Here is a 24,724-nt window from a genome sequence, read left to right as displayed (position 1 = left end):
CTGTGAATTGGTTCACAGCCGGTACCGATCCTGGGTAGTTGAAGAAGAAAAGTAGTACGCCAGCGAACCCTGATTTGTGCCTTTCGCCAGGTTGGCATTCACTTGGGCGATAAAGTTTTTATAAGCCGAATAATACACGTCGGCATCCACGTAAAGCCGGTTTTTGAACAGCAATCCTTTGTAACCCAGCTCAAAACTATTGACCTGTTCGGGCTTCAGATAGGTGTAAGGACTCTGTTTGAGAAGTCCTTTATTCTTCTGAATGGCCTGATCGGTCGTGAGTTTGTTGGTATTGACATCGGTGGTAATGGCGGCCTGAAAGGCATTGATGGACGTGACCAGGTAAGCGTTTTCATAAATGCCCTGCGACATGATCGGCAGGCCACCCACGCGTTTAACGCCCCCGGAGTTAATATTGGTAAAGCCTTCGAAAAGGGAGGGAAACCGGTATCCATTCTGGTAAGACAGGCGAATGTTGTGCGCTTCCGTGGGCGAGTAAACAACCGATACCCGGGGGTTCAACCGGGCGTCGAAGTAGTAGTTTTTGTCAACCCGCAGGGACCCGGCCACTTTGAGCCGGTTATCAAAAAACTGGCGATTTAGCTGCACAAAGCCGCCGGTTTTGCCGTAAATAAGGTTTTTTCCGGCCTCGGTGGGGTTGATAAAATAATTGCCATCCGGGAACACCACATACCGACGGAAATCAAAACCAGCCTGAATATTGATACCCGTTTGCTGACGAAACCGCTGCCAGAGTACTTTCGTCGGTTCGACCTGGCCTTCGACGTGATACATCCAGGACTGCACCCGAAGGGCAGCCCCGATGTCCCAGTTATTAATGTCGCGAAGTTTAGCAACCAGGTCGTTAAAGGCGGGAGTACCCGGAACCGGGCGCCCTTTGTCGACGATGACGCGGGCATCCCGCAGGGCATCCGGTACCGCTAGACCCACCCGGGTATCGGCATTGAACTGGTTGGTAAAGTCAGAAAACCATTGGTTATCGGTCTTAAACGACTTGTCGATGTTTTCGGCCATGGACCGAATATTGTAAGAATCGCCTGTGTTTTCGTGGGTTTGGTAGGCCCGCACCTGCACCGAGGGCGTGGTCAAGGTCAGACTGTGCTGGTCAAGCCGGTAATTCTCCAGTCGAAAGCGGTTAGTCCGCTGGTAGACATTGTTGAGCGTAGCCCCCTGGTACGTATAGGCCAGTTCAACGGTTGGGGAGAAGCGGTAATGCAGGGATAGATCACCCCGCAGATTTCGTAAGCTGTAATCGGTAGCCTCCGCTTCGTAGTACCCCGTTCGGCTAATGCTGTACCGTTTCCCGCCCAGGGTAATCGTTCGCCGGTTGGCCGCTTCGTTCCCGTACCCGTTGACGGGGTCATAAGCGGGGTTATCAGCCCCGAACAGGCCCAGAGATGCGTTGCCATTGGGGTTCAGGTCATCTCGGTTACCCGCCACCCAATCGTAGCCCCCCTGATACACCAGGTTCACTTTGAACGCGAACCGATTCCCCAGTCGGCGGGCATACCGGATACTGGTTTCGGAATAGAGCTTGGGCGATACGGCGGCATCGTTCAGGTGGTTTACGCCGGTTTTTTGGCCGACGCTCAGGCCCTGCGAATCGAAGGGATTGCGCGTTAAGATGTTAACCAGCCCGTTCAGTGCGTTCATGCCATACAGGGCGGATGCTACGCCGGGTACCAACTCGACCTGTTGAATGTCCAGGTCGGATGGGGCCAGGGCACTGGCAATGGGGGCACCAATATGGGGTGCCTGGTTATCGCGGCCATCGACGAGTTGAACGAAGCGAACGTTGGTGGTAGCCGCAAAGCCGCGTGTGTTATAGACTTTGAAGCCCAAGCTGGAAGTCAGCAATTGAACCCCTTTGATATTTTCAATGGCATCGAAATAGGAGGGCTGAGCCGAAAGCCGGATACGTCGCGCATCAATGACATCAATGCTGACCGGCGATTTAAGGATGCTTTCCGCGACTCGGGATGCGGAGACGACTGTTTCACGGAGTTGAATGTTGCGCAGCGAATCGTTGGGCGTTATCGTACTATCGGGCCTGACGGCGGCCTGTAGGGTCGAATTAATGAAAAGAAACAATAAGAAGATGTATTTCATAAAGGGCGTTATTTTCGAACAAATATAACCCTTTAAAGCACTACTTGAGGAGTCCGGCTGACGTCGAGCAGCCAAATAGCTGGAATTGGCGTTCGGCGGCCTCTGCTCGTTGTGAGGGTGGCTTGGCCATTACCCTGTCTCAGAAAAGACGTTCTGGCAGGCAGACGACGAAAAATAGATCTCGCTAATCAATTCAAACGCTATATTTGGGTAAACATAACGATAGATAACCCTGATTTTACGCTGTCGTTCGCTAATAAACCAGTTTACAGGCCAGAAATAGGTTTTTTGCACGCTGGTTTTGGTCGGTCTTGGCCAGGCAGACCCCGACCGTACGACTATATCCGCTGATATTATTAAGCGGCTCAATCGAAAGGCTGTGGAAATCGAGTGGCCAGCGTCAAGAAAACGTCTACTAAAGAATGATCAAGAAAACCCTTTTCTTTCTGCTGCTGGTTTGGTCCAGCCGTTCATTCGCTCAAACGCTGCGGGTAGCGGTAGCCGCCAACGCTCAGTTTGTGATGGAACCCTTGCGGGAAGCCTTTCAAAAACAGTCCGGCATTCAGATCGAATCCATCGTCAGCTCATCGGGGAAACTGACGACCCAGATTCAGCAGGGAGCACCCTTCGATGTGTTTCTGTCGGCGGATATGGAGTACCCCAATGCCCTCCACCAGCAGGGACTTACCACCAGCCAACCGATTGTGTACGCCTACGGCTCGCTGGTACTGTGGACACTGAGTGAGTTGCCTCTTTCGGCAGATCTGCGCGTCTTACAGAATCCCCTGGTTCGCCACATCGCCCTGGCTAACCCCGAAACGGCTCCTTATGGTGCGGCTGCCGTTTCCCTGTTGAAACACCGAAAGATGCTGGCCTCCATTCAGCCTCGCCTGGTTTATGGCGAAAGCATCGCCCAGGTAAACCAGTATGTGCTGTCGGGGGCCGCCGAGGTGGGCATAACCGCCAAATCGGTTGTGCTCGATCCGGCCCTGAAGGGGCGGGGGCACTGGATTGATCTACCCCCGCCGGGCTATTCGCCCATTGCCCAGGGAGTGGTCGTGCTCAAGCGAACGGACCAGCCCAAGGCAGCCCAACAATTTGTTCAGTTTTTGCGGACTCCGGCTGCCCGACGACTGTTGCAGCAGTATGGCTACCGCACCCCCAAACCGTAATGCCCCTTTGCAATATGCCCCTTGACTGGGAACCCATCTGGCTGACCCTGCGCTTAGCCAGTGTCACCACACTTTTGTTGCTACTGGTGGGGGTACCCCTGGCCGGTTGGCTGGCCCTCAGCCGGTTTCGGGCGAAACCCTTGCTGGAAGCGCTGGTTAGCCTACCCCTGGTCCTGCCCCCTTCGGTCGTTGGCTTCTATTTGCTGTTGGCTTTTAGTCCAACGAGTTCGGTAGGCCGCTGGCTGCTGCACACGTTTAATCTGCAACTGGTTTTTTCGTTTCCGGGCCTGGTCGTTGCATCGCTGCTCTACAGCTTACCCTTTATGGTCCATCCCATTCAGGCAGGGCTGGAAAACTTACCCATATCCTGGCGCGAAGCGGCTTACACGCTGGGTCAGTCCCCCCGGCGTACGCTGTGGCGGGTCTTGCTACCCAACTGTAAACCGGCTTTACTAACCGGTGTCGTGCTTTCGTTTGCCCATACCATTGGCGAATTTGGGCTGGTGCTGATGATTGGGGGTAACTTGCCAGGGCAGACCCGGGTGGCTTCGATTGCGATTTACAACGAAGTCGAGCTGTTGCATTTTGATACGGCCCATGTGTATGCTGCCCTGTTACTGAGCTCATCTTTTTTGATTTTGCTGCTGGTCTATAGCCTCAATAAACGGGTTACCCTATGATCACAGCTCAGCTAAAAATGGCCCGGTGGTTCGCCGAAGGAGCCGGTGAACTGCGTGTCCAGATCGAGCTGGCCACGGGCAGCCTGACAGCCCTGGTGGGGCCATCGGGTTCGGGTAAGACGACGCTGCTTCGGCTTTTGGCGGGCCTGGAAACGCCCACTCAGGGATACATCCAGGTGGATGATACGATATGGCTGGATAGTGCGCAGCGGATCAATCTTCGTCCGCAGCAGCGCTCAGTGGGCTACATCTTTCAGGATGCTGCGCTGTTTCCCAACCTGACAGTTCGGGAAAATATCCTGTTTGTCACGCCTAAAGGTGAAACCGGTCGGGCTGACGAGCTCATTCGGGCCACGGGATTAGGCCCTTTCGTTCACCAAAAACCACCGGTTTTATCCGGGGGGCAACAGCAACGGGTCGCCCTGGCTCGTGCGCTGGTGCGTCGGCCCCGTTTATTGTTGCTGGACGAACCCTTTGCCGCCCTGGACGCGGAATCTGCTCACCAGTTACGAGAAGTCCTGCTGGCGTTGCATCGTGCCTGGGAAACGACGACGCTGATCGTGAGTCATCAATCGGAGGATGTGCAAGCCTTAGCCGATCGCGTCATTCGCCTTTCTCAGGGCCAGATCGTGGCTGATTATCCAAATCTCCTGCAAGCCACTCAAGACTCCTTAGGCGAGCGTATTGAGCGAATTTGGTTTGATCAGACTCAGCAGCAGTGGGTAATTCAGACCGCGACCTTTCAACTCAGGTCAGCTAATCCGGCCTGGGGTCAGTTGTCAGTGGGTGCGTTGCTCAATCTATCCTGGTGATCTAACGCGTATTCAGGCGAACGGGTTGCGTCTCCTAACTGGATTAGAGAAATCGGGAAATCCGTAAATCGACGAAACTCGGTGTCCTTACGGTTCATATATCGCTGACAGGGCCAAGCGTATTTATGTGCTTGATGATCGATTCTCGTAAATCCTCCCGATTTGGCGCATAGGTTAAATACATGCGCGCCATATCACTTAGATCGAGCGCGATATAATAAGCTTGGGTATCCGTTCGATAGGCCGCATAGTGCTGTTTTCGAATCGAGTCAGGTAAGGAGGCAATCTCGGATAAGTACCGGGTAAAATTCAGCGAATCCATTTTTCGAGATGACTCATCGGGTAGGGTGAGGAGGTGCGTTAGATACGGCCTAATCGCCAATTTATACTGCGAAAAATTACCCGTTTGTTTCTTGGCTCATTTCAAGGAGCATTTTATGAGAAGATTAATTGTTAACTCCGATTAGAAGCATACGTCATGTACAGTACTTCTTCTATAACCTAGCCTGTTTTTCAGACAAGCATACCTAACAATAGGAAAAGCAGGAACCCCAAGTAAAAGGTAGCCGTCAGCCAAGCGGGTTCACTGGCTAGGTGGGCTTCCTGCAGCAGCTCTTCGGTCACCAAAAACAAAAGAGCTGCCAAGCCAAACGAGAGCACCAAATCCAGACCCGTGGGCGACAGATTGTGCAACAGCGTAGCCCCGCCAATGGCGCTAATCATGAACACCAGAGCGATGCCGCCCAGGAGGCTAATGCTACGGCCCCGCGATAAACCAGCGCTTCCCAGGGTGGTGGTCGTGGCCAGGCCCAACGAAATACTTTCAATCCCCAGCGCGTAGGCGAGCAACTTCCCTTCTTTGGCACCAGCGGAAAAGCCCACCCCCAGTAACAGGCCATCCACGATCACATCAATGGCGAGCAGGACTAAAAACGTAACCGGAATTGCCTTAGTCGACCCACTGGTGGTCGGCTGGTGGGCTCCTTCCGTCACTTGCCGGATCAGCAGCATGAGCACAATAGCACCACCAAATCCGACCGTAGTCAATACATAATTATGATACGCAACCACCTGCGGCAGGATCTCAACCGCAACCACGGAAAAGATAACCCCGGCGGCAAAGTGCAGGATGGCACTTTTGGCCTTCCGGCTTAACTGATAATAGGTGGCCCATATGCCACTCAGCGTGAGGGCCAGGGCAGGTAATAGAGCATAAATGGCAATGGAGAGAAAGGGCGTCATACGAAGAGCAAACAGATAAATAAGGTAAGAAACAGGCTTGAAAATCGGGCTGATGAGCACCCGTGATTGGGTAGTTCACCTAGCCTTCTGTTTCGGTGTTTTTAATTTTCATGAGCAGTGCGTACGCATTTTTCAGGACGAGCTTTGTCTGGTCGGTAATGCCAGGCCCTTCAATCTGTTGTTTACCCTGATTCAGTAAACCGGGAGTCACTTCAACCATGGTGAAGTGACCATATTCCTGCTCCGTAAACACGTACGATTTGTTTTCCCAGCGAACAATGGCGCTTTCCGGCACGGTCAACGCCTGTTTTGTCGTCACCGAAACCTCCCCGTTCATAAAGGTACCCGGTACCAGCGAGACGCTGTAATCCTTAAAGTGGCACTGTATTTCGGCCATGCGGTCAGCATTCAGGTTTTTATTGATCAGGATGATTTCGGCTCGGAAGCGTCGGCGGGATTCCCCGTTGGTGTAGGCCATGATGGGCTGACCTACCGATAGTTTAGCCAGGTCTTTTTCAAAGACATTCAGCACCAAATGAATATCCCGAAGATCAACCAGCTCAAATAAAACATCGGTTGGGGCCGTGTATTTGCCCACATTCGCATTAATCTTGGCCACGACTCCGTTAATAGGGGAGCGAATGGCGATGCTACGGGAAATATTATCGGCCCGCAGGTTGGTTGGGTTAATACCAATCAGGGTTAGCTTCTGGCCCAGCGCATTCATCAGAATGCGCTGACTCTCCATCTCCGCTTTGGCCTGCTGGTACACCTTGTCACTACTCGCTTTGGTCGCATTGAGATCCCGCTGGCGATTATATTCGCTCTGGGCCAGTAAAAAGCGTTCGTTGGCCGTCAGGTAATCCTGCTGAAGCTGGATGTACTGCATATCTTCCAGGATGGCCAGCACTTCCCCTTTGTGCACGGCCATACCCGCTAGCATGTCTGTCGATTTGAGATAGCCCCCCAGGGGAAAACTAACGCTGACGGTGCCTTGTGGGGGAATCGACACGGTTCCCTGAAGGGTTAACACCCCACTGACGCTTTGCCGTTGGGGATGCCCCACGTCAATGCCCACACTACGCAGTTGCTGACTCGTAAACGAGACGTTCTGCCGAGTCGGTGAATCGGCTTTGGCCGGTACCTGAATCGTTTCGGTGGGCTTGTTCTTATTGCAGGATGCCAGCACTAGCAAGCATAAACTGCAGATGATAAATGGCTTCATAAATAGGCTATAAATTGATTAACGTCAGGTAGTGAATAACCGCCTGATTGTAGTTGCTTAATGCGTTGACGTATTCGTTTCGGATGCTGATGGCCTGATTCACCAGAATCACCCATTGCAGGTAGTCGATCTCACCACCCTGAAACTGCTGATCGGCCGTGGTCAGGATGAGATCGGCATTGACCAGGCCCTGGTTCTGGTAATAAGCCAGACTCTGGCTATATTTCTGAACCTGCTGAACCGCATTGGCCAGCTCGGTCTGGAGCTGGCGCCGAATATAATCGGCCTGCCATCCGCTGCGTTCCCAGTCCAGTTTGGCCGCCGAGACGCGCGCTGATTGTGCTTTAAAAAACAGGGGAATGGCTACTCCCGCGCTGAGGTAGTTAAATCGGCTGCGGCTGGTGTAGGTCTGCTCCACCCCGTTGACCAGTTGCGTACCTACGAAACTTTGGTTGTTGTAACCAAGGGTGAAATCGGGCAGTAACCGGGCCTTTTCCGTTTGATAGCGGAACTGGGCGGATCGTTGCTGCTGGCGGGCCATTTCCAGGATTGGTAGTCCCGTCTGGGCAGAATCGAGCTGGATTAGAGGTTCATCCATTCGGAACTGAGTTGCCTGAGGAACGTAGACGCGATCCGCCTGCAGAAGCCGATTGAACTCCGTCAGCACGATCCGGATATCGCTGGTCAACATGGTCAACTGGTTAGAAATTTGCTGCCGTTGCGATTCGGCGGCCGTTTTTTCCAGTACGTTGGCGGCCCCTTTCTCAAAGCGGGCTCTGGATTTGGCTTCGAAAAGCCGGAACAAGCTATCTGCGTAGGTCAATAGCTGTTTACGCTGGATGAGCACAGCATACTCAAAATAGGCCTGGCGTACCAATGCCCGCGTGTCGGCTTCGGTTAGCTGGCGCTGGGCCTGAGCAACCCGGTAATTGGCTTCCAGTTGTTTGCGCTGGTTGGTATAGACCGATGGGAAACTAAACGACTGACTTACCCCCAGGCGGGTATCGTTGCTCACGCTGTTAAACTTGCCCACATCCGTACTAAAGACCGTTTTGGCAACATCCACCGCAGTGGCCTGCCAACGCTGGCTAACCTGCTCGTTCAGGCGAGCACCCTGCACTTGCCCGTTTTTAGCCAGGGCCAGCTCCAGGGCGCTGGCCAGCGTAATTGGCGTAGACTGAGCGTTCACCGGCCCCGTTTTAATGAGTAGTGTGAGCAGAAGCACGGCCATTGCTGATTTGGTCGCTACCCGTTTGGGCTTGCCCTCCACCAGTAAATACAACGCCGGTAAAACAAACAAGGTGAGCAGGGTCGCCGTCAGCAGACCGCCGATGACCACCGTTGCCAGGGGGCGTTGCACTTCCGCGCCAGCGCCGTCGCTGAGAGCCATGGGCAAAAAGCCCAGGGAGGCCACGGCAGCCGTCATCAGTACAGGCCGAAGCCGATTGCGCGTGCCGGTCAGCACCAACTGAATCGGGTTGGTTATCCGCCCTTCCTGCTTAAGCCGGTTAAATTCCGAAATCAGCACGATCCCATTCAGTACGGCTACGCCGAAAAGGGCAATAAAACCGACGCCCGCCGAGATACTGAAGGGCATCCCCCGCAGGGCCAGCGCGAACACGCCCCCGATGGCCGATAGGGGGATGGCCGTGAAGATCAGCGCCCCTTCCTTCAGGGACGAAAAGGTAAAATACAGCAGCCCAAAGATGAGCAGCAGGGCTACCGGAACGGCGATGCTCAACCGGGCTTTAGCCTGTTGCAAGTTTTCAAAGGCTCCTCCGTAGGTCAGGCTATACCCGGGATCGAATCGAATGCCCATGCTTACTTTACGTTGTAACTCGTCCACAATGGACTGCACATCCCGCCCTCGAACGTTGAAGCCGACAATGATTCGTCGGCGGGTATTTTCCCGTTGAATCTGGTTAGGACCCTCGATTTCCCGAATGAAGGCCACCTGGTAAAGCGGAATTTGGACACCCGTTGCCGTCGAGATGGGCAGATTCTGCACATCCGTGATGGTCTTACGACCTTCTGTGCCGACCCGCACCACCAAATCGAACCGTTTCTCCCCCTCGTAGATTTGCCCCGCTGCGGCCCCCGCAAAAGCGGCATTGATGGTTCGGTTAACATCCTCGATGGAGAGACCATAGCGGGCAATTTCGCGTCGGTTAAACTCAATGACGATCTGGGGCATACCCGTCACCTTCTCAATGTACCAGTCGGCCGTGCCGACAACGGTTTTGCTGATCGTGCCCAGTTGTTGGGCATAAGCGGCTAGTTTGCTCAGGTCTTCGCCATAAATTTTGCAGACCACATCCTGTTTGGCCCCGGTCATCAGTTCATTGAAGCGCATCTGCACGGGAAATTGAAATCCCGTCGTTACACCTGGCATGATCTCCTGAGTGGTAGCGGCCATTTTACTGGCCAGCTCGGGAAACGAATGGGCGCTGGTCCACTTTGCTTTATCATTCAGCACGACAATCATATCCCCCCCTTCAATGGGCATGGGATCGGTGGGGATCTCGGCGCTACCGATGCGGGCAACGATTTTTTCGACTTCCGGATATGTCGCTTTCAGGTGGTCGGAGATTCGGCTAATGGCCTCGATGGTGGTACTCAGGTTCGTTCCCACCAGCAGGCGGGTTTCGACCGCAAAATCACCCTCTTCCAGTTGGGGAATAAACTCACCGCCCATTCGGGTAAATAGGAAAACAGCCACCGCCAGCAGCGCAAAGGCCGCCCCCACAATAAGCACTCGAACGCGTAACGCCTTGATGAGAAGGCGTTGATAGACCGCTTCGATCCGGCTCATGACCCGGTCCGATCCGGTTGGCGCGTGAGTAAGCTGTTTGCTGATCAGGATGGCGCTGATCATGGGTACGTAGGTGATCGAAAGGACAAACGCACCCAGGATGGCAAAGGCGACGGTCTGCGCCATGGGTTTGAACATTTTGCCTTCGATGCCCGACAGCGATAAGATCGGCAGGTAAACGATCAGGATGATAATCTGGCCAAAGACGGCCGCATTCATCATCCGGGAGGCCGAATTGGTCACTTCCTGGTCCATATCAGCCTGCGAAAGCTGCTTAACGGTGGTATACTTTTTTGACGAATGAAGGTGATGCAGGACAGCCTCCACGATGATAACCGCGCCATCGACAATCAAACCAAAGTCCAACGCGCCCAGGCTCATCAGATTCCCGGAAACACCAAACCAGTTCATCAGGGTAATGGCAAACAGCATGGACAGGGGGATCACCGACGCCACCAGCAGGCCGGCCCGCCAGTTGCCCAGAAACAGGACCAGCACGAGCACCACGATCAGCGCGCCTTCCAGTAAGTTATGCTCGACGGTGCCGATGGCATTATTGACCATTTTGGTGCGGTCCAGAAAAGGCTCGATTTCCAGACCGGGGGGCAACGTTTTCTGAATGGCCTGAATCCGGCTTTTTACGTTTTTAATGACGGCCGACGAGTTACCGCCCTTGAGCATCATGACAATACCCCCCGTCAGCTCTCCCTGCCCGGCCATCGTGAGCGCCCCGTACCGAATGGCCGAACCCAGTCGAACCTCCGCTACGTGCGAAATCAGAATCGGAGTGCCGTCCGTAGCGTTTTTGACGACGATCTGGCCTACATCAGCCCCCGTTTTGGCCAGCCCGACACTGCGAATGTATAAGACTGATGGTCCTTTTTCAATGTAGGCTCCGCCCGTGTTCTGATTGTTGCGGCTCAGCGCCGTAAAGACATCACTGATGGTAAGTCCGAGTGATTTTAGCCGGGCCGGGTTGACCGACACTTCGTACTGCTTTAGCTCGCCCCCAAAGGTGGCGACATCGGCCACACCCGGCGTGCCGAGCAATTGCCGACGCACCAGCCAGTCCTGAGTGGTGCGCAAATCCGCCAGCGAATAGCGGTGTTCAAATCCTTTTTTTGGTTTGACCACGTACTGATAAATCTCACCCAAACCCGTGGTGACGGGTGCCAGTTCGGGCTTGCTGGCATTGCCATCAATGTCGACCTGGCCCAGCCGCTCGGTAACCTGCTGGCGGGCCCAATACACATCTGAGCCATCCTCAAAGACGATGGTAATCAGGGATAACCCAAAGCGCGACAAGCTCCGGCTTTCGGTCAGCCCCGGGATATTGCTGATGGCCTGCTCGATGGGAAAGGTGATCAGGCGTTCCACGTCTTCGGCCCCCAGCGAAGGGGCTGTGGTGATGACCTGAACCTGGTTGTTGGTGATATCGGGTACGGCATCAATGGGTAACTGGCTAACCTGGTAGGTGCCGTAAACAACCCACCCAAGCATAAATAAGCCAATGGCCAGTTTATGCTGGACAGAGAACTGAATGATTTTATAGAGCATAATCGGATTAACTCGTTGAGAAAAAATAGCCAACGAACCGAGTGCATGGGCAAGTGCGCATGCTCAGCTAGTTCGCCAAGACCACAAAAACGGAGTTATCCTACCTGGGGCGGTTGAAACAAAAACGACGTATTTTGATAGGTGTACAGGTTCTCGTAGGTGAAATGAACCTGGGGCCAGGGAATCAGCGTCACCAGTTGAGCGGGAGCTGGCTGGGGGTAAAAGGGAGATAAGGTAAAGACGAAACCAGCGGAGAGATGGTTGTAAAGGGGGATCTTCACTCCTTTGTGCGGCAGTTTGGCGTGCTTCGAGGAGGCATTGTAGTGCATATCCAGAAACTGCCAGAAATCGAAATCGCTCCCCGCTGATTCCTTGTGGAGCTGGTAATGCACAAGCAGACCGGGAATTTTATAGACCTCTTCCACGTCGGTCTGCGGAAACAGACTACCTAGTAGCATGATGATGCCCAGAAAAAGCGCCAACGTGGATCTCATAGCGCAAAGGTAGGGCGCATTTTGGTTAGTTCCGAGACTAACAACGAATTCGGGTGCGTGCCTACGTCAGTTTGGATTTGTCTTCACGGGTAGAAATAGGGCGCAGCCGAGCTTTATCCCAACAGCACCCTTCTTCCCGGTGCGTTACCGAATGCTTTCACGTCGACATTTTCTCATGGCTACTGGGGTGCTGGCAGCCGGACTTCCTACTTTCTCTGCTGAGGCTAAGGACAACTACCCCATCGGTATTCAACTTTATACTGTCCGGGAGTGGATGAATCAGGACCCCGTAGGCACCTTAAAGCAACTGGCGGCTATTGGCTATACGCTGCTCGAATCCTACCAGGGGGATAAGGGCATTTATTTTGGGTTGAAACCAGCGGAGTTTACTAAAATTGCGCATGACCTGGGCATGAGCCTGTTTGCCTCTCATTTCAATTTGGGCAAAACGGCAGAACGCTCGATCACCGAGGCCGCTGCCGTGGGACTTAAGTATATGATCGTTCCGTATAATGAGCTTACAAATTTGGAAACTACCAAGCGGGCGGTAGATGAGTATAGCCGGTTGGGGGAGCTGTGCCAAAAACACGGCATTCAATTTGGCTATCACAATCACGGGTATGATTTTGAGACCTTCGAGGGCGTAGTGCCCTATGAATTGTTTCTGCAACAGATTGACCCCAAGCTGATGGTGATGGAAATGGAACTGTATTGGTTTGCCCGAATGAAGGTAGACCCCCTGACCTACATCCAAAAGTACCCTGGGCGTTTTCCCATCTGGCATGTCAAGGATATGGATAAACAGGATCGCACGGCCAATACGGAAGTTGGCCAGGGCAGCATTGACTACAAGCGGCTTTTTGCCCATGCCAAGCAAGCAGGTTTACAGTATTCCATCGTGGAGCAGGACGGTCATTTCCACCCTTCCGTTTGGCCCAGCCTAACAACTAGTTTTAGGGCCACAAGAATTCTAGGTCGATAGCCCTAAGCAGCTCGTAAAGGTTTGGTTTTTCTGTTAACGCGGTGACCGGGATGATAAACGGATTCTAGACGTAAAGGGGATCAGAAATAATGTGTGTTGATATTTCCTGAAACTCCCCATTTGAGAAGTAGATACATGAGGGATGGGCCTAAATAGGAACCCGCGAATGTTAAAGGGTTGACGACCAAATCAATCCAATTACACACGCGGTTCCATGTACGCCAAATTACTGTATTTGTCTGACTTTCTGAATATCTGTTAGCAACCAATAGCCGACGAACGGCCAAAACGGGGGAAACCTCAAACCTGTACGAGGATGTCATTTCTGCTATTTTTTATGCTCATGCTACTCAAACGTATTCACCCTTTTGCCGCCATGCACCGATGAGCCAAAGCCAATTATGCACTGTTGGGTTGGCAACAGGCTCCAGACCGTAAAACCATTCGTAGACGCTTTCTGGCTCTACCTGATCTGATTCAGCAACTTATGCCCGCCATTGCTCACCAATGTCAGCAACTACATCACCCTACTTTCGGCTACGCCTGTAGTTTTGCTGATAAAAGCGTGTTTCGAGCTTTAGGCGACCTGTGGCACAAAAAACACAGGCTCCTCAAGGTGGTTCCACATCCCAGTATTGACACGGAGGCATCTTGGGCCAAAAGCGAGTATCATGGCTGGCGCTTTGGCTATGGCCTCCATCTGATTTGTAATCGCTATCGGTTTCCGCTGATGGCAACCGTAACGACGGCTTCCACCAAAGACTATACACTGCTGGAGACGCTGATTGCGCCTTTGAAACAACGCCTTGGCATCGTGGTGGTGGCCGATCGATAGTGGCTACTTCGCTCAATATTTCCTACAAGCGATCTACGAGCAGTTTTCGGTATTAGTTACTACGCCTTGCTTCTTCAAGGTCGGTGAGCGGATGAGTTCTTTCAAAAGGTACTATAATGACATGGCTGGCAGTGTGATCGGTCGGCTAACCTACAGTCGACGCAAGTCTTCGATTGAGCCTACTTTTGCCCATATCAAAGAACTGACTCAACTATCTGCCACCAATCCACTCCCTTACAAAGGGCTTGCCCGAGTCAGTGCTTATTTATTGGTGGCCAGTTGCACGGTTCAGTTGATGATGTACGCTAATTTCACCAACCAACAGGAGTTAGGCAGCATGGAAGCCTTTAAAGTCTCTCTTCAATAATGCTCACCCCTCAATTCTATAGCTACGTTTTAAGCGCATCAGTATAATGCCAATACTTGTAACGCTGTTTCAATTGTTGCTGGTTACGATAGACATCTTAATCTATTTCGTCTTACCCAACCCTTTGAAAAAATGGTTCTGGTTACTCCAAGCCGTTATATGCTTCGTGGCTGTAATCGGTAACATTTTGCAAAGGGGGTGGCGGAAAACTTTGTGGTTATCTATATTGATGAGCCTGTTTCTTCTCTTTTGGTATAGGCAAAAGAGAAGAAACTAAGCACTATCAAATCAAGCTTTACTACCGGCCTTATAAGTGACTTACATAGATTTAGGTTAACGTAAAGCAGATTATACAACAAGAAAATGGCTTCAAAAGAAGATAAGCAGAGAAGAAAGCAGCTTTTGCAGGGGTTCAAAAGTCAGGAACAAGAAGCTAAGATTGCGCAGATGCCTATCTCTAAAACTGATTTGAGAGACTTATTCGACTACTTGGATTCTTCACGACAAGAGGAAGGTTGTGATGATTCGCTAACGTTAACTGAGGATTTTTTGCTAGAAAGGGGTTTACCCGTTGACCAAACAAAAGCTTGGCTGGCTCAATACGGTGGCTATTGCGACTGTGAGGTATTAGCCAATGTCGAAGACAAATTTTCTGAGATCATCTAACGTAGCTTTACATAATGCCACTCATACAACAGGTTTTCAAGAAACTGTACCTTTTAGCTTTTGACTTATCAAATGAAATCCTTACTACTTTTTCTAGCGGTATTTGGTTCATCAACTACCTACCTATCCGCTCAAAGCCGGATCTCAATAGCACCCACGTATTGGTATAATTATAATTCCAATTCTTATCAGGCCGACGTAGCATTTTTGGGCTCCAATAGTCGAATCAATGTCGATGAACATAATCAAACTTCATCGTTTGGGTTGAGCGCACACTATCAGTTTGCCCCTAAATGGGATGTATCTGTTGGGGCACTTTATTATCGAGGGAAAGCCAATTTGATTGTATTAAGCGGTCAGGGAGAGCGTATTCCCTATACCCAAGAGGGGTGGCAAGTTCCCGTTTTAGTAAACTACCAGCTGACGAGCAGTCGTTTATCTCCCTATTGTTCAATTGGCGCTCTTTTTGCCAAGAGCACCAAGATTACTAGTGGGTCTATTGGGACAAGCGGCCTAGTTGGTGTTGGCTTAAGCTACCGATTTAGTTCAGCCTTATCGCTCTTATTGCAGCCTACAGCTAGTTATTCGTTCAATAGACCAAGTAGCAATGAGGTAGTACAATTTTCCAATTTTACCAATTACACTCTAGGTGTTCAAACACAATTAAGTTGGCACTTTTAGTATGTATTTCTTAATTACATAACATAAGTGGCTGTTGCAAAATTGGGGACAACCGCGAACTCGCTGTCTAAACAGCCAATTTTTAGCTAGTGCATGAAGTCGAATAAACCCATAATTTAGGTTCATTTGACTTCATTCAGACTCTTGCAACAGCCACTTATGTTAGGAGGAATAGCCGTCAATCAGCAAAACAGCGTCGCAAACGCCTATTCTTTGAAAGAGTAGTACTCAACCACCAAACCTAAGCCATCCTGAGTTGATTGACGACGAATTAATCTATCTTGATTATCGTACTGATTGGTGTAATTAGTCGATGTAGAAAGGGTTTGATTATCCTTGAAAGTTCTTCTGATCAGGTTATTGTTATTTAAACTATGCTCAACATATTCCTGACTAAATCTAAGGAAAACCCCTTTCAAGATATTCGGCCGTTTGTCGTATTGATATTCTGTGTAAAGTCCTGAAAAGGTACCGTTAGCATTCCGAGAGCGAACTACTTGTAGGCTGTCGCCTATATATTCGAATGTCTGACCCATATGATAACCATTCGCATCTTTAATCTCAACGAGTTGATTTAGTGAATTATATATGAAATTATCACGCGATAGTAACTGAGCCCGACCATCAAGCTCGACTCGATATAAAAGGAGAGCTTTTGGATAATTTTGGGTACCATATACCCATTGCTCCATAAAATAGAATGGAGGTTGATTCGGATTGATCGCTTTACAAAAAACACGAGCAACCTTATTATTTTCGTATTCGTATACGAATGCATTATCCACTCCCTTAGAAGGCGAACTAAAATTGGTATACCCACTTACTTGCTGATCAGCGTTATAAAGCAGATTAATTGTAACGCCATTCTCACTGCCGGGATTACCATACTCGTAGGTAGTTGTAATATGATCTAATTTTCCTTTAGGTGTAACTGAGGCTTTGATAATACTAGCAAAGTCAGGTATTACGACGTTCAGCAGTGAATCGTCCAATGCGCTGGGCCTTGTGGATGTTGGATCTGTTGTTGACGGTTCTAGCTGACCAGATTTGCAAGCCTGCAACAGAGTAATAGCTAACATAATGAAGCTCAACTGACGAAATAAATGCATAATGAAAGAGATTGGCTAACAAGTTTTATAAAATGAAGACACTGAATCCTATACAAAGTGTTGCATAGGAACTCTGATAAACTCATTGATTTACTACCGAACTCCATCGGTAGGGCGAAAGGTGGTCTTGTTAAGTACGATAAGTGAAAGTGGCAAAATCTTCTTCATGCATATAATGACCTCTCTTCCAACAAAGAGTTGAAATAATTTAAACTGTTGTATAGTGGCGTGGCTGTTGCAAAAGTCTTGCAGACCATTGAGAAGCTCAGAAAAGAGGGTGTTACAAGTTACGTTTTCTGCTTAGATCTACGGGTCGAGCAGTAATCGGCAACGCCATTTCGACTTTTGCAACAGCCGCGGCACTATGTTAATAGCCTAAGTTATCGAGGGCCATTTTTTGGCTAGTAAACTCCGACCAGGTATCGAAAAACTCAGTCAATGGGTATTCGTCGTCACCTGGTCCCGACCAAGTCAAATGGACAACGACTAATGTATCCCCTTCTCTGCCAAACAGTACATCATCGCTTGCAAAGCTCATTCCAATGGGGTCAAGTTGCTCTCCAAACAAAGGATGGCGAAAGGTCATCTCTGCTTGTAGCTGATTCTCAAGAACTGCTTTCTGGCTTTCGGAAACAGCTCCCCAAGGCTCTAACCAAGTTTGGTTCATCGAGTACTTTTCTGTTGTATAATTAATGTTCTGTTAGCTAAAGTACGAGACGCAAGGCTAACTACTTATAAATAAGCCGTTTCAGAAAACGCCCCATCTTATAAACAGATCCATGAAAACTTCGTCTACCCGGCACAAGCCTATTTAATAACGATTATTCGTCTCAAGCAGGAGCCTTACGTGAGATTATACCAGACGGTGAGGTTAGTTTGCGTTTCACAATGCTCGAAGGTCTAGCCCGAGTGAGGGCTAGACTCGTTCTAAGCTACTAAACTTGCCTTCTCCGCGCGTACGTTGCGCATCCCCTTCGCCCAGGCTAACAGTTGGGCCAGCATCAACTCGACTGAAGTCGTTAGGGGGGCAGTTGGAACAAAGTCACCCGTCCCAAAGACTGCATGCGTTGACACACATACCTGCGCCCGTACGGTGGCAATTTGAAGTTCTGGTAAAATAATACGGAGCGTCTCAGCGGCTCGGGAGCCGGATGCCCAACCCCCATAACAGACAATTCCGGCCGCCTTGTCATTCCACTCCTTGTAGACATAGTCCAACGCGTTTTTTAAGGCTCCCGGTATGGAGTGGTTGTATTCTGGGGTAATAAAAACATAGCCATCGAAGCTGTCAATTAATTTTCCCCATCGACGCGTGTGCTCATGTTGGTAGTTTTGCAGCGACGGATTGTTGGGCTCATCCAGGTTACCCAGCTCGTAATCAGCCAGGTCGATGAGTTGGTAAGCAGCTCCACCGTAGGCGTTGGCCCTCTCCAGAAGCCAGGAAGCCAGCTTGTCACCTCGGCGACCAGGTCGAGTGCTGCCTAAAATCATGCCAATACGAAGTTGAGTAGGGGGCATTTGGTTAGTAGCGTCCATGCGTGAAAAGTGTATTGAATTAATTATTCTTTTCGCAAAGGTCTGACGGTCTTTACCGATAAAATAGCCCTTTTGGGCGCATTACTGTTCGTATCCGGCGGAGCTATGGCTCTTTCTTTATTGATAAGGCCGCCTGGTAGCGTTTGGGGGTGAGGCCATACTGCCGTTTGAATAGCTGCGCAAAATGGCCCAAATTAGTAAAGCCAAGCTGGTGACCTACTTCCGATACCGACCACTGGCTTAGTAAGCGCCTGGCTTGCTGTAAGCGAGCTACCTGATAGTAGGCATAAGGACTGGTGCCGAATACCTGATGGAATAACTGCTTAAGTTTAGTTTCACCCAAGCCCACCGTCTGAGCCAGTTGAGCCAGGCTGGGTGATTTGTCTAGCTTAGCGAGCAGAAGAGCCTTCACCTGAAAAATGCGCGCTACATCCGTCGAATGCAATACCATGGAATTACCAATCGAGCGCTGGCCCAGTTCTCGAAACAGCCAATAAAGCAACTCCTGCACCTTGATGCGATAAAATAACCCATTCAACTCATCCTCAGGGCGTAGGGCAGTTATCTGCTGTAAGGCTGTCTGGATTTCAGGCGTGAGCAAGGCTTCCACTAACCGGGGTTGCTGATTGGGGAATAGGCTTAATGGTCCAGCCTGGGGGTGGCCCAACCAATAAGCTAACACGGTTTTTTCCACGACTAGTCCAACGAAGAAAATGAGGGTATGTGCGGGTAGGACGGTCCTGACGGTAAGGGTTGTGGAAGCGAGCTGTGCGGTCGACAGGTGACCAGCAGCGGCTAGAGCAGGGTCAACGGATTGAAATGAAACCAATAATCGTTCCGACTGATTCTCTTCGGCTAGGCGTTCTACGACGGTTTCTTCCTGCAGCCAGTATCGGTGAATGGTCAGCAGTAGACCAGGTTCGATGGAGACCAGCTTAATAAAGCCATTACCCAAGCTGGGTGGCAACTGTAGATAGCCATCCACCAGTTTCCCTCCGTGGGCCACGGCCTTGTCGAAAAGCATCTGTAAGCCATTCGCCACTGGGATCGAACGGGTTGGCATCAATGAGTTGTGGTTAGCTAATTCCCTGTACTGATTCACAATATTGCCGAAATAAATGATAGCAAGTACCCTTTAAAACCCAGTTAAAAAATCCCCCTTTACAAACGGATAATGGGGATTACGAAATAAATTTGAAAAATCAGTAAGGGTAAAATTGTGCAATTAAGTCTTTGATTCGTTTAAGTAATATCGAGTCAATGGCTACCTTTACAGTATTGTCCCCTAATGCCACGCCCGACCCCTGGCCCTCGCCATCCATAAACGAGCCCAAGCCAATGTCGACGGTATACGATTCAGAACTTTTTCTTCGGAAAACCTTTGAGCAAGACCCGCGCAAAGGTTTCGAGTTGCTGTTTCGGCAGTATTACACGCCGTTGTGCAGCCATGCCGTCCGGTTTGTGTACTCCCGACAACTGGCGGAAGACTTGGTGAGCGAAGTATTTTACCAGTTTTATCGGTCGGAGGCTTACAAAAAAATTCATTCGTCGTACGTCAGCTATTTGTTTACGGCGGTTCGGAACGAAGCCTGCACGCATCTTCGGAAAGAATTCGGGAAAACGGATTCTATTGAATCAACTACCGAAAATCACTTGTCGGGCAACCAACCGCAACCCGATGCGGAGGTTCACTTCAATAACCTCTTTCTGGCTGTCAATGAGGCTATTGGCCAGCTTCCGGCGCAATGCCGACGGGTATTTCTGCTGAGTCGCTTCGAGAATAAAAAATACGACGAGATAGCCACCGAATTGCAGATTTCGCCCCGCACGGTGGAAGTGCATATTTCCAGAGCGCTGAAACACCTGCGCCAGACGCTGCGTGAGGAGTGGACCTTACTGCTGCTTGTTTTCAATCTTTTTGCTTAATGGATTAAGGGGAAAAACGGCTTATAAAGTCTCCCGTTCAAATGCTACGAATATGACTCATTCGTTTTCGAAACAAAATCTGTTTGCCTATCTGGCCGGACAGGCTAACCCCCTCGAACGCCAGATGGTGGAAGAATGGCTGAAAAACCCAGCCAATATCGAAACCTTCCATGCCTGGTTGCTGGAATGGGAATCGGGCGCTATCCAGTTTCAGCCCGATCAGGAAGCGGCTTTTGCCAAATTGTCGCTACGTCTGGACCAGACAGTAACCCCGAACACACCGGAAGAAACAGCAACAACATTGCCTTTCAGCCTGTGGCGCTGGCGCCCGTATCTGGTAGCTGCCACCGTTCTGCTCGTCCTCGGCGTAGCTATCAGCCCACTACGTAGTAAAATCTTGTATCAAACGTACCAAACGGCAGCCGGCCAGACGCAAAACCTCCGGCTCGAAGACGGCACCAACGTTACGTTGAAACCCAACTCATCGATTCAGGTGCCACGCTTTGGATTTGCCGACGATATTCGGCAGATAGCACTCGCTGGGGAGGCCCGTTTTTCCGTAACGCACAAGCAGGATAATCAGCGGTTTGTCGTGAAAACGTCCGATCAGTTTCAGGTTGAAGTACTGGGCACGGAGTTTACGGTTTACGCGCGCAATCAAGGCACCAACGTCGTACTGGATCGGGGTAAGATTCGGGTCGATTACAAAACCGATACGCAAAAACAGCAACTGGTGATGAAGCCCGGCGACATGGTTATGCTGACCAAACAGGGCAACATTCACCTGCGCCCATTGGCCCCCGTAAAAGCCATCGACGCTGAAAAAGGGCATCTTTTTCAGTTTCGCAATACGTCGTTATGGGAAGCCTGCTACCTGATTGATGAACACTTCGGCCAGAAAGTAGAAGTAGCAGACGATTCGCTCGCGCAACGGACTATTTCTGGCAATTTTCACGCCCGCACGGCCAGCGAACTCCTTGATCTACTGACGGCTACGTTCACGCTACGCGTCGATTCGACCGATGCAACTCCCATTTTAAAAGATAACTGATTATTCCCCCTCTTTTTCTTAAATATGAAGAAAACCCTACTCCATTTAGGTTTGGTGACGGCTTCACTGACAGGATTTCCGCTTGTGAGTTCAGGTCAGACATTCGCTTCGGCTCAGGTTGTACAACGTCAGGCGAATCGAAGCGTACAGACCCAACTCAAAAATGTATTACTCGATTTGCAGCGCCATTACCGGGTCGAAATTGTGTTCGAAGACCGGATTATGGCCGGTAAAAATGTCTCCACCGACGCGCTGAACCTCAACGCATCGGTGGAGAAAAATTTAAATCAGCTACTGAAAAATACCGGACTACGTGTAAAGAAAATTCGGAAAGACACCTACATTATTACCGAAGTTGTCCGCGAAAAACCAAACGTATTGAGCCGGCCGGCAGAAGTTACTGAATCTACTCCCACCGCGGGTTCGTCTGGTGAAGCATCCGCTGTACACATAGTAGAAGCTACCGCCACCCGCCAGATCGACGTAGCAGACATCAGCGTTAGCGGTACGGTTATCGACGAATCAGGCGCCAGTTTGCCCGGTGTAAGCGTTGTGGTAAAAGGGACAACGCGCGGCACCAGCACCGACAGTAAAGGATTTTATCAGTTGAATGTACCTAACGAGCAAGCTGTATTGGTCTTCAGCTTTGTAGGTTATCTGCCGCAGGAAACCACCGTCGGCAACCGCACAACGATTGGCATCAAGCTCGAAAACGATACGAAATCCCTATCTGAAGTGGTCGTTGTGGGGTATGGAACGCAGAAAAAAGTAAACGTAACGGGCGCTGTTTCCAGCATTTCCAGCGAAGAAATCACCCGTCGTCCTGTTGGACAAACATCGTCGGCCCTGCAGGGTCTAATGCCCGGCGTTACCGTAACGCAGCGTTCAGGCCGTCCGGGCGGAGATGCGGGTTCGATCCGGATTCGGGGCGTTGGTACACTAGGCAACTCCGATCCACTGGTGTTGATCGACAATATCGAGGGTTCCATGAATAGTATCGATCCGAATCTGATCGAATCCATTACGGTGCTGAAAGATGCGGCTTCGGCGTCGATTTATGGATCGCGGGCGGCCAACGGGGTTATTCTGGTGACGACCAAACGGGCCAAAGCGAACCGAATTTCGATGAGTTACAACAATTACATCGGCTGGCAAACGCCTACCAATATGCCTAAAATGGCCAACGCCATCGACCATATGCTGCTGACCAACGAAGCGTATGTAAACGTTGGCCGCGCGCCCTTGTATTCCGACGGTCTGATTAATAAATACCGCACCGAAGGGGCTACCAACCGCGATTTGTATCCCGACACCGACTGGCAGCGCGAAGTATTGACCGGTTCCGGCTTGCAGCAAAGTCATTTTTTCAGCATCAACGGTGGCAGCGAAAAAATCCGATTTCTGACTTCTGCCGGTTATCTTGATCAGAAAGGCGTTATCGAAAATTCCAGTTTCCGGCGGTATACACTCCGGAACAACATGGACATTCAGATTTCCAGAAAATTCAGCGCCCGCGCTGACTTACAGGTTGTTGCCGCCACCACATTCGAGCCGGGACGGGGTTCGGAAGATGTGTTTCACTGGATGAACCGGATTCCAGCCAACCAGATTGGCATCAACTCGAACGGCACCTGGGGCGACGGCTGGAACGGCGACAACCCAATTGCCATGTCGCGCGATGGGGGCACCCGGAAAAATGACAGCCCGTACGTTATGCTCAACGCGGCTCTGGTATACAAACCCGTTGACGGAATCACGGCAGAACTTGTCTATTCGCCCAAATATGCGCTCTCTATCGACAAAAACTTCAACAAATCGGTACAGACTTATAAACCCGATGGTACGGTGAGCTTTCTGACTCCAGCACGTAGCAGTCTGACCGAAACCACCAACCGGTCGATGTACAATACGCTCCGGGCCACGCTTACCTACGACAAGGTATACGGCGATCACGGATTGAAAATACTGGGTGGTTTCTCGCGCGAGGATTTTCGTAACGACAACGTAACGGGCTACCGCGAAGGCTTTTTATTGCCTGATTATCAAGTCTTGAATGCCGGAGCGTCAGACCTTCAGCGATCGTCGGGTGGAGCTTCTGAATGGGCGCTCCAATCCGTTTTCGGACGTATCAACTACGATTTCAAACAGAAATATCTCTTCGAAGCCAACGCGCGTTACGATGGTTCGTCGCGGTTTTCGAAAGGACACAAATACGGATTTTTTCCATCGGTTTCGGCTGGCTGGCGTATTTCGCAGGAATCGTTCATGCAGCCGCTTTTGGGAACAATCAACGAGTTAAAGTTTAGAGCGTCGTGGGGTCAGTTGGGCAACCAGAATATCCAGGGCGGTAATTACCCGTTCATGTCGGCGCTGCAATTTGGGCCTTATACACTCGGCAAACAGATTGTCAACGTAGTGGCGTTGAATACGTTGGCCAACTCGGCTATCTCCTGGGAAACCACCGAAATGACTGATATTGGTATCGACGCTACGGTGTTTTCGAACCTGTCGGTTACTGCCGATTATTACTACAAACAAACGCGGGATATTCTGCTCGATCTGGACATTCCGGCCATTATTGGGTTAGGAAAGCCGTATCAGAATGCTGGTGTTGTCGAAAACAAGGGCTGGGAGCTTGGACTGAATTACAAAGGATCGATCCGGGATTTCCGCTACGATATCGGCTTCAACATTTCGGATGTTAAAAACAAAGTGGTCGATTTGCGGGGCGTGAATGGTGTAGGAACCCTGGCCAACCGCGAAGGCTACCCCATCCAGTCTATCTATGGATTACAGGCTGAGGGCTTATTCCAGACAGTGGACGAAGTATCGTCGCACGCGCAGCAGTTTGGCGTTATCAAACCCGGCGATATTAAGTACAAAGATCAGAACGGTGATGGCATCATCAACGGCAACGACAACGTAGTATTAGGCAACACCATTCCCCGCTTCACTTACGGCACTACGTTGAATGGCTATTACAAAGGCTTTAGCCTGAACATCGTTTTGCAGGGCGTGGGCAAAGCCGACGGTATGCTGTATGAGCAGGGCATTATGCCGTTCTTTCTGGGTGGTACCGTTCAGGAGCAACACAAAGATCACTGGACGCCCGAAACGCCGAACGCTACGTTCCCCCGGCTGGCATTCAGCGAGTCAAACAATGAAAAAATCTCCAGCTTCTGGCTACGTAACGCAGCTTACCTGCGTCTGAAAAATATTCAGTTCGGCTATACAATCCCTACATCGCTGACGCGACGGCTTGGTATCAACAACGTTCGCGTGTTTGCCAACGGTCAGAACATCCTCACATTCGATAAATTCTGGAATGGGTACGACGTGGAATCGCCAGTGGGCACAGGACGTAGCTATCCGCAGGTCAAAATGTACAGTTTCGGGATCGACGTCAATTTTTAAGCACCAGCGCCAATTATTCTATTCCTAAAGACT

21 protein-coding genes are annotated in these 24,724 nt (G+C 50.6%); 11 read left to right on the top strand and 10 right to left on the bottom strand.

All coding sequences use genetic code 11. The features are described 5' to 3' along the window. Positions 1–12: 12 nt before the first annotated feature. Positions 13–2,130, bottom strand: a complete 2,118-nt coding sequence (locus ACYU8Y_RS21805; protein WP_460940219.1) for a TonB-dependent receptor plug domain-containing protein — start codon at positions 2,128–2,130, stop codon at positions 13–15. A gap of 422 nt (positions 2,131–2,552) precedes the next feature. On the opposite strand from ACYU8Y_RS21805, the gene modA reads away from it, so the two are divergent. Genes modA through ACYU8Y_RS21790 form a run of 3 tightly spaced genes read left to right on the top strand, consistent with a single transcriptional unit; the run spans position 2,553 to position 4,794 of the window. Continuing rightward, a complete protein-coding gene (modA, locus tag ACYU8Y_RS21800) occupies positions 2,553–3,302 on the top strand; it encodes a molybdate ABC transporter substrate-binding protein (protein ID WP_460940218.1) in 750 nt (249 codons plus the stop codon). 14 nt (positions 3,303–3,316) lie between these two features. Continuing rightward, positions 3,317–3,982 carry a molybdate ABC transporter permease subunit gene (gene modB, locus ACYU8Y_RS21795; protein WP_460940334.1) on the top strand — a complete coding sequence of 222 codons (666 nt, stop codon included), beginning with the start codon at positions 3,317–3,319 and terminating at the stop codon, positions 3,980–3,982. After that, complete coding sequence (locus tag ACYU8Y_RS21790; protein ID WP_460940217.1) at positions 3,979–4,794, top strand: ATP-binding cassette domain-containing protein; 816 nt, start codon at positions 3,979–3,981, stop codon at positions 4,792–4,794. The genes modB and ACYU8Y_RS21790 overlap by 4 nt, the downstream gene beginning before the upstream one ends. Positions 4,795–4,888: 94 nt before the next feature. On the opposite strand, the gene ACYU8Y_RS21785 is transcribed toward ACYU8Y_RS21790, so the two are convergent. From ACYU8Y_RS21785 to ACYU8Y_RS21765, 5 genes are all read right to left on the bottom strand, one after another. After that, a complete protein-coding gene (locus ACYU8Y_RS21785) occupies positions 4,889–5,116 on the bottom strand; it encodes a hypothetical protein (RefSeq protein WP_460940216.1) in 228 nt (75 codons plus the stop codon). A 191-nt stretch (positions 5,117–5,307) separates the two neighbouring features. Further along, complete coding sequence (locus ACYU8Y_RS21780; RefSeq protein ID WP_460940215.1) at positions 5,308–6,036, bottom strand: ZIP family metal transporter; 729 nt, start codon at positions 6,034–6,036, stop codon at positions 5,308–5,310. Between the two features lie 79 nt (positions 6,037–6,115). Next, on the bottom strand, positions 6,116–7,261 hold the full coding sequence (locus ACYU8Y_RS21775; RefSeq protein WP_460940214.1) for an efflux RND transporter periplasmic adaptor subunit: 1,146 nt from the start codon (positions 7,259–7,261) through the stop codon (positions 6,116–6,118). Between the two features lie 7 nt (positions 7,262–7,268). Beyond that, complete coding sequence (locus tag ACYU8Y_RS21770) at positions 7,269–11,630, bottom strand: CusA/CzcA family heavy metal efflux RND transporter (protein WP_460940213.1); 4,362 nt, start codon at positions 11,628–11,630, stop codon at positions 7,269–7,271. A 95-nt stretch (positions 11,631–11,725) separates the two neighbouring features. After that, positions 11,726–12,124: a hypothetical protein gene (locus tag ACYU8Y_RS21765; protein ID WP_460940212.1), complete on the bottom strand. Its 399-nt coding sequence runs from the start codon at positions 12,122–12,124 to the stop codon at positions 11,726–11,728. A gap of 175 nt (positions 12,125–12,299) precedes the next feature. Here ACYU8Y_RS21765 and ACYU8Y_RS21760 point away from each other — a divergent pair, with 175 nt between their 5' ends. From ACYU8Y_RS21760 to ACYU8Y_RS21740, 5 genes are all read left to right on the top strand, one after another. Further along, positions 12,300–13,106 carry a sugar phosphate isomerase/epimerase family protein gene (locus ACYU8Y_RS21760; protein ID WP_460940211.1) on the top strand — a complete coding sequence of 269 codons (807 nt, stop codon included), beginning with the start codon at positions 12,300–12,302 and terminating at the stop codon, positions 13,104–13,106. Positions 13,107–13,515: 409 nt separating this feature from the next. Then, the gene (locus ACYU8Y_RS21755; RefSeq protein WP_460940210.1) at positions 13,516–13,941 is read left to right on the top strand and encodes a transposase; all 426 of its coding nucleotides are present in this window, start codon (positions 13,516–13,518) and stop codon (positions 13,939–13,941) included. A gap of 91 nt (positions 13,942–14,032) precedes the next feature. Beyond that, positions 14,033–14,308, top strand: a complete 276-nt coding sequence (locus tag ACYU8Y_RS21750; protein WP_460940209.1) for a hypothetical protein — start codon at positions 14,033–14,035, stop codon at positions 14,306–14,308. A gap of 363 nt (positions 14,309–14,671) precedes the next feature. Beyond that, on the top strand, positions 14,672–14,974 hold the full coding sequence (locus ACYU8Y_RS21745) for a DUF2695 domain-containing protein (RefSeq protein WP_460940208.1): 303 nt from the start codon (positions 14,672–14,674) through the stop codon (positions 14,972–14,974). Between the two features lie 72 nt (positions 14,975–15,046). Continuing rightward, a complete protein-coding gene (locus ACYU8Y_RS21740; RefSeq protein WP_460940207.1) occupies positions 15,047–15,655 on the top strand; it encodes an outer membrane beta-barrel protein in 609 nt (202 codons plus the stop codon). Positions 15,656–15,861: 206 nt separating this feature from the next. Here the strand turns inward: ACYU8Y_RS21740 and ACYU8Y_RS21735 are convergent, their stop codons facing one another. From ACYU8Y_RS21735 to ACYU8Y_RS21720, 4 genes are all read right to left on the bottom strand, one after another. Further along, positions 15,862–16,764, bottom strand: coding sequence for a hypothetical protein (locus ACYU8Y_RS21735; RefSeq protein ID WP_460940206.1), 903 nt, complete (start codon positions 16,762–16,764; stop codon positions 15,862–15,864). A 367-nt stretch (positions 16,765–17,131) separates the two neighbouring features. Next, positions 17,132–17,431 (bottom strand): hypothetical protein, encoded by a 300-nt coding sequence (locus tag ACYU8Y_RS21730; RefSeq protein WP_460940205.1) that lies wholly within the window; start codon positions 17,429–17,431, stop codon positions 17,132–17,134. 260 nt (positions 17,432–17,691) lie between these two features. Then, entirely contained in the window at positions 17,692–18,300 is a 609-nt protein-coding gene (locus tag ACYU8Y_RS21725; protein ID WP_460940204.1) for an NADPH-dependent FMN reductase, read from the bottom strand. A gap of 103 nt (positions 18,301–18,403) precedes the next feature. Beyond that, positions 18,404–19,363 carry a helix-turn-helix transcriptional regulator gene (locus ACYU8Y_RS21720; RefSeq protein ID WP_460940203.1) on the bottom strand — a complete coding sequence of 320 codons (960 nt, stop codon included), beginning with the start codon at positions 19,361–19,363 and terminating at the stop codon, positions 18,404–18,406. A gap of 197 nt (positions 19,364–19,560) precedes the next feature. Here ACYU8Y_RS21720 and ACYU8Y_RS21715 point away from each other — a divergent pair, with 197 nt between their 5' ends. Genes ACYU8Y_RS21715 through ACYU8Y_RS21705 form a run of 3 tightly spaced genes read left to right on the top strand, consistent with a single transcriptional unit; the run spans position 19,561 to position 24,691 of the window. Continuing rightward, complete coding sequence (locus ACYU8Y_RS21715) at positions 19,561–20,226, top strand: RNA polymerase sigma-70 factor (protein WP_460940202.1); 666 nt, start codon at positions 19,561–19,563, stop codon at positions 20,224–20,226. A 52-nt stretch (positions 20,227–20,278) separates the two neighbouring features. Continuing rightward, complete coding sequence (locus tag ACYU8Y_RS21710) at positions 20,279–21,277, top strand: FecR family protein (protein ID WP_460940201.1); 999 nt, start codon at positions 20,279–20,281, stop codon at positions 21,275–21,277. A 24-nt stretch (positions 21,278–21,301) separates the two neighbouring features. Next, the gene (locus ACYU8Y_RS21705) at positions 21,302–24,691 is read left to right on the top strand and encodes a SusC/RagA family TonB-linked outer membrane protein (RefSeq protein ID WP_460940200.1); all 3,390 of its coding nucleotides are present in this window, start codon (positions 21,302–21,304) and stop codon (positions 24,689–24,691) included. The last annotated feature ends 33 nt before the right edge of the window (positions 24,692–24,724 follow it).

The sequence above is a fragment of the Spirosoma humi genome (assembly GCF_054776575.1).
Note: the sequence above shows the minus strand (reverse complement) of the source record. Positions and strands in the feature narration are given on the sequence as shown.